The sequence below is a fragment of the Mesorhizobium sp. M4A.F.Ca.ET.022.05.2.1 genome (genome assembly GCF_003998845.1).
Taxonomy (GTDB): domain Bacteria; phylum Pseudomonadota; class Alphaproteobacteria; order Rhizobiales; family Rhizobiaceae; genus Mesorhizobium.
In genome coordinates, this window is the sequence record NZ_RZOJ01000346.1 from 1 (window position 1) to 6,459 (window position 6,459).

Annotated in this window: 4 protein-coding genes; 3 read left to right on the forward strand and 1 reads right to left on the reverse strand. The window is 64.1% G+C overall.

Going from position 1 to position 6,459, the window contains the following annotated elements:
* The first annotated feature begins 493 nt into the window (after positions 1 to 493).
* Positions 494 to 2,239, forward strand: coding sequence for an adenylate/guanylate cyclase domain-containing protein (locus tag EN745_RS27035; RefSeq protein WP_126054306.1), 1,746 nt, complete (start codon positions 494 to 496; stop codon positions 2,237 to 2,239).
* A 116-nt stretch (positions 2,240 to 2,355) separates the two neighbouring features.
* Here the strand turns inward: EN745_RS27035 and EN745_RS27040 are convergent, their stop codons facing one another.
* Positions 2,356 to 3,102, reverse strand: coding sequence for a cytochrome c biogenesis CcdA family protein (locus EN745_RS27040; protein WP_126054305.1), 747 nt, complete (start codon positions 3,100 to 3,102; stop codon positions 2,356 to 2,358).
* A gap of 182 nt (positions 3,103 to 3,284) precedes the next feature.
* Between EN745_RS27040 and EN745_RS27045 the strand changes: the two genes are divergently transcribed.
* The gene (locus EN745_RS27045; RefSeq protein WP_126054304.1) at positions 3,285 to 3,662 is read left to right on the forward strand and encodes a hypothetical protein; all 378 of its coding nucleotides are present in this window, start codon (positions 3,285 to 3,287) and stop codon (positions 3,660 to 3,662) included.
* Between the two features lie 341 nt (positions 3,663 to 4,003).
* Positions 4,004 to 6,459: type I DNA topoisomerase (gene topA, locus EN745_RS27050; protein ID WP_127422666.1), on the forward strand; the 2,456-nt coding region annotated here is incomplete at its 3' end.

Here is a 6,459-nt window from a genome sequence, read left to right on the forward strand (position 1 = left end):
GTTCGTTGGGAATTCTACGTCGTTCTATCTTTTTGATAATTCATATGAAAATTTGGCTATGATCTATTTGCCTCACCGCTTTTCCGGCTTCAACCGGACACACCCCTGCGTCGGACGGCAGCGTTGCGACACCTCCAAGCGCGAACGTTCGGTGTGACACCCCGATACAAAAGCACCGACACGGTGGCGTCAACCGGTTACACAAGGCAGCAAATATCTCCGGCCTTCTGGGAGTGGTGAGTCAGCGTCCCCAGAGGCTGCGCGGGCGTGTCGTCGGTTGGCTGCTGGCGCGGTGACTGGAACGTTCCACGCTTCACAAGCGGGATGGCGAAATCTCGCGAAGGCAAGCTGCGTTCTCCGTTCTGTATCAGCGAACCGGCGGACTGGGAGAGGCGGACTGGGAGAGATGGATACCATGCGCGTGGGGCGTCTGGAAGTTAGCAGGACATGGACGCCGGGCGGCCCGCGTGCAGGCGCTTGGCTGAGCGGTGCAATGACCACGCAGCGCCACCTCGCAGCGATCCTGGCTTGCGATGTCGTCGGCTATTCGCGTCTGACGGAGCGCGACGAGCGCGGCACGCTCGAGCGGCTGAAGATCTACCGCAAGGACCTCTTCGAACCGCTGGTCACCGAGCATCAGGGTCGGATCGTCAAGCTCACCGGCGACGGCATGCTGTGCGAGTTCGCGAGCGTCGTTAACGCGGTGACCTCGGCGATGGCAATCCAGCAGGCCCTGGCAGAACACGAGGCGGAGACGCCCGAGGAAGAGCGGATTCGCTTGCGCATCGGCGTCAATCTGGGCGACGTGATCTGCGAGGAGGACGGCGACCTCTATGGCGACGGGGTCAACATCGCCGCCCGCCTCGAAGGCATCGCCGATCCCGGCACCGTGGTCGTCTCGGGCACCGCCTACGACCACCTTCAGGGCAAGCTCGACTGCGGCTTCATGCCGCTCGGCGAGCTGCGCCTCAAGAACATTGAGCGGCCTGTGCGCGCCTACCGCGTCGAGACCGACGCCAGCGCCTCGGTGGCTGCCCCGCCTCCCCTGCCCGAGAAACCCTCGATCGCGGTTCTGCCTTTCACCAACATGAGCGGCGACCCCGACCAGGAATACTTCGCCGACGGGCTGGTGGAGGACATCATCACCGGATTGAGCCGGGTGAACTCCTTCTTCGTGATCGCCCGCAACTCGTCCTTCACCTACAAGGGCCGGGCGGTGGACCTGCGCCAGGTCGGGCGCGAGTTGGGCGTCCGCTACGTGCTCGAAGGCAGCATCCGCAGAGCAGGATCGCGGGTGCGCATCAGTGGGCAGTTGGTGGACGCGATCAGCGGACACCATGTCTGGACCGACCGCTTCGAGGGCGACGTGAGCGACATCTTCGACCTGCAGGACAAGGTGACCGAAAGCGTCGTCGGTGCCGTCGAGCCGAGCATCCGGCTGGAGGAGATCAAGCAGGCGCGCATGAAGCCGACCGACTACATGAGCGCCTACGACCTTTACCTTCGCGCGCTGCCGCGCTTCTACAGCATGACCCGCGAAGGCTTTGCCGACGTGCGTCGGCTCACCAACGAGGCGCTCAGCATCGACCCTGACTTCAACTTGGCGAAGGCACTCGGCGCCTATATCCGCAGCATATCCGTAAGCCAGTGCTGGCACGAGCCCGACGATATCCGGGTCGCCGCGCGCATGGCGCGCGAAGTGCTGGCGGAAGCGCGCGACGACCCTACGAGCCTACGCTTCGCCGCGCAGGTGATGGCCTACAGCGCGAAGGACTACGAGATGGCGCTGGCCACGATCGAACGATCCCTAATGCTCAATCCCAATTCGGCGCAGGGCCATACGAGCTGCGGTTGGGTGAACGCACATTCCAGCCGCCCGCTCGTCGCGATCGAGCACTTTCACCGGGCAATGCGGCTGAGCCCGGTCGACCCCGAGAAGGGCATCGCGCTCTCCGGCATCGGGATGAGCTATCTGATGCTCGAGCGCTACGAGGAAGCGCTGGCATGGGGAGAACGCGCGCTGCAGGAGATGCCGAACTACGGCTCCTCGCACCGGGTGGTGATCATGGCGCTGGTCAAACTCAACCGGCTGGACGAGGCACGGGCGGCGGCGCGGCGGCTGATGGAGGCGTTTCCGACCTACACGCTCACCCTGCAGAGGCAGATCAACCCTTGGCAAGACAAGGTGTTCGCCGAGCGTTACGTCGAGGCGCTGGGCATCTCCGGCGTGCCGGAGTGATCGTCGCGGTTGCAAGGATGCCCTCTCCTGCGCGTCACGTCCGGCCTGGCGACGTCCCAAGTCCCTGATTCTTAATCAGCAGGTCCACAGTTCGATCCAGCGCACAAAGTAGCAAACTACCCCAGCCGCCCTAGCGCCGGGAAAGTCTCCAGCAGCCAGTACGACGCGCTCTGCACGCCGCCGGTGAGGAAGAATATGCCGGCGACGACCAGCAGCGCGCCGATCGCCTTTTCGACGCGGCCGAGATGGACGCGGAATTTTCCAAGAAAGCGCATGAAGGCGCCGGAAAACAGCGCCGCGATCAGGAAAGGGATACCGAGACCGAGCGAATAGGCGGCAAGCAGCAGCGCGCCCTCGCCCACCGTCTCGCGCCCGCCGGCCAACGTCAGGATCGGCCCCAGCACCGGGCCGATGCAAGGCGTCCAGCCGAAGGCGAAAGCCAGCCCCATGATGTAGGCGGCGACCAGGCTGGCGGGCTTGCCTTGCGACTGGAAGCGCGCCTCGCGCGACAAGAGCGGGATGCGCAGGATGCCGAGGAAATTGAGGCCCATCAGGATGATCAGGGCGCCCGCCACCATTGCCAGCGGCTCCTGCCAGACGCGGAGCCAGTGACCGATGGTCGAGGCGCCGGCGCCGAGCGCCACGAACACGGTGGAGAAGCCGAGCACGAAGGCGATGGAGGATGCAATCAGCGCGCCGCGCGCGCCGGCCCTGGCGGTAGCGCCGGCATCGCCGCGGAAATCATCGACTGAAACACCGGCCATGTAGCAGAGATAAGGCGGCACCAGCGGCAGCACGCAAGGCGACAGGAACGAGATCGCCCCCGCTCCGACCGCGCTGACATAGCCGATATCCAATGCCATTTCGTGCAGTTCCGTTTGTGCTGGCGCCGATATAGCGACGGAATGCCGTCTTCGCCAATCACCATCACGTGGCAAGTCGCCGCTCCGCGGCCGGATTGGAAGAAACGGCACGTCGAATGCGTTGACCCGAAAGAGGCCGCGATTTCCGCACGCTTCGTTAGGATCACGTCAGGGAGATTTCCATGAAAACGATCACAGCCGGGTTGGCCGCGCTTTTGCTCAGCACCGCCGCATCCCTTGCCGCCGAGGCGTGGAAGGAAGCCGAGGTCGGCGGCACCAAGATCTACACCGATGTCATGGGCATGACGCTCTACACCTACGACAAGGATGAGAAGGGCAAGTCGAACTGCTACGACAAATGCGCCGCCAACTGGCCGCCGCTGAAGGCCGAGGCCGGCGCCAAGGCGGACGACGAATGGACGATCGTCGACCGCACCGACGGCACCAAGATGTGGGCCTATGACGGCAAGCCGGTTTACACCTTCGTCAAGGACAAGAAGGCCGGCGATGTGAGCGGCGACGGCGTCGCCGGCGTCTGGCACATCGTCAAGGCCGACTGAGTTCGGCTCGAGACTGGCCGAATATAGACTGGCTGCCGGATACATCCGGCGGCCAGTTCCGCCATGCCAGTGATGCTCGTCGCACCAGCTTCGATCGGCATTGCCACTGCACTGAATCGCTTGAATGGGAGGGCTCGGTCCGGTGGCTCGATACACTGGCGGCCCTTCCCGAAATTATGTGATCTTCTCCATACACTCTAAGAGTGTATTGCCGCGGACGTCCCCGCATTTTGGCCGCTTGCCCTTGACCGATTGCAAAAGCACGGCCATGTGAGCGACGAAAAAGAACGCGTCGTGCGCAGTGGAATTCTTCCGCCGCCCCACAGCTGATATGAGACCTCATGGACGTCGTCGTCGTCGAATCGCCGGCCAAGGCAAAGACAATCAACAAATATCTCGGCAAGAACTATCGGGTTCTGGCCTCGTTCGGCCATGTCCGCGATCTGCCGGCCAAGGATGGCTCGGTGCGCCCGGACGAGGATTTCGCCATGTCCTGGTCGGTCGACACCGCTTCCGGCAAGCGGCTCGCCGACATCGCCAAGGCGGTCAAGGACGCCGACGGCCTGATCCTCGCCACCGACCCGGACCGCGAGGGCGAGGCGATTTCCTGGCATGTGCTGGAAGTGCTGAAGCAGAAGCGCGCGCTGAAGGACAAGCCGGTGAGCCGCGTCGTCTTCAATGCCATCACCAAGGCCTCGGTGCTGGATGCGATGGCCAATCCGCGCCAGATCGACGCGCCGTTGGTCGATGCCTATCTCGCGCGCCGTGCGCTCGACTATCTGGTCGGCTTCACGTTGTCGCCGGTGCTGTGGCGCAAGCTACCCGGCGCCCGCTCGGCCGGCCGTGTGCAGTCGGTGGCGCTGCGCCTGGTCTGCGACCGCGAATTGGAGATCGAGCGCTTCATCCGCGAGGAATACTGGCAGATCGCGGCCATCCTCAACACGCCGCGCAACGACAGTTTCGAGGCGCGGCTGACCGCCTTTGCCGGCAAGAAGCTGCAAAAACTCGACATCGCCAACAAGGCGCAGGCCGACGACATCAAGGCGATGCTGGAAGGGGCAAGCTTCAAGGCGCTGTCGGTCGAAGCCAAGCCCACCAAGCGCAATCCGGGCCCGCCCTTCACTACCTCGACGCTGCAGCAGGCCGCATCATCGGGCCTCGGCTTTTCGGCCACCCGCACCATGCAGGTCGCGCAGCGGCTCTATGAGGGCATGGACATCGGCGGCGAGACCGCCGGCCTGATCACCTATATGCGAACCGACGGCGTGCAGATGGCGCCGGAGGCGATCGACGCCGCCCGCGATGCCATCGTCAGTGAATTCGGTCAGAAATACCTGCCGGAAAAGCCGCGCTTCTACACGACCAAGGCCAAGAATGCCCAGGAAGCGCACGAAGCGATCCGCCCAACCGATTTCAAGCGCACGCCGGCATCTGTGCGGCAATATCTCGATGCCGACCAGGCCCGGCTGTACGAACTGATCTGGAAGCGCGCCATCGCCAGCCAGATGCAGCCGGCCGAGATCGAGCGCACCACGGTCGAGATCGAGGCGGTCAACGGCGCCCGCACCGCCGAGCTTCGCGCCGTCGGTTCGGTCGTTCGCTTCGACGGCTTCATCGCCGCCTATACCGACCAGAAGGACGAGGATGCGGAGGACGAGGAAAGCCGCCGCCTGCCCGAGATCCGCGCCGGCGAGCTGCTTGCCCGCCAGGCGATCAACGCCACCCAGCACACCACCGAGCCGCCGCCGCGCTATTCCGAAGCATCGCTGATCAAGAAGCTGGAAGAGCTCGGCATCGGCCGCCCTTCGACCTACACGGCGATCCTGAAGACGCTGGAAGATCGCGACTACGTCACCATCGACCGCCGCAAGCTGGTGCCGCAGGCCAAGGGCCGTCTGCTGTCGGCCTTCCTCGAAAGCTTCTTCGAGCGCTATGTCGAATATGACTTCACCGCTTCGCTTGAGGAAAAGCTCGACGAGATTTCCGACGGCAAGCTCGCCTGGAAGGACGTGCTGCGCGATTTCTGGAAGGATTTTTCCGGCGCAGTGGACGACATCAAGGAACTGCGCGTCACCGACGTGCTCGATGCGCTCAACGACGAACTGGCGCCGCTGGTGTTTCCTGCGCGGGAGGACGGCTCAAATCCGCGCATCTGCCCGAAATGCGGCACCGGCAACCTGTCGCTGAAGCTTGGCAAGTTCGGCGCCTTTGTCGGCTGCTCGAACTATCCCGAATGCTCCTTCACTCGCCAGCTCGGCGACGCCGCCAATCCCAATGGCGAGAACGGCAATGGCGAGGATGGTACAAGGCTGCTCGGCAAGGACCCCTACACAGCCGAGGAAATCACGCTGCGCAGCGGCCGCTTCGGCCCCTATATCCAGCGCGGAGAAGGCAAGGAGGCCAAGCGCTCCAGCCTGCCCAAGGGCTGGACGGCCGAGCAGATCGACCATGAGAAGGCGCTGGCGCTGCTGGCGCTGCCGCGCGACGTCGGAAAGCACCCGGAATCCGGCAAGATGATTTCGGCTGGCCTCGGACGCTACGGCCCATTCGTGCTGCACGACGGCACCTATGCCAATCTCGACAGCATCGAGGACGTGTTCTCGATCGGCCTCAACCGTGCCGTGTCGGTGATCGCGGAGAAGCAGCTGAAGGGCAAGGGCGGCCGCAATGGCGCCACGCCCGCGGCGATCAAGGACCTCGGCGACCACCCCGACGGCGGCGGCAAGATCGTCGTGCGCGACGGCAAATACGGGCCCTATGTCAACTACGGCAAGGTCAATGCGACGCTGCCCAAGGG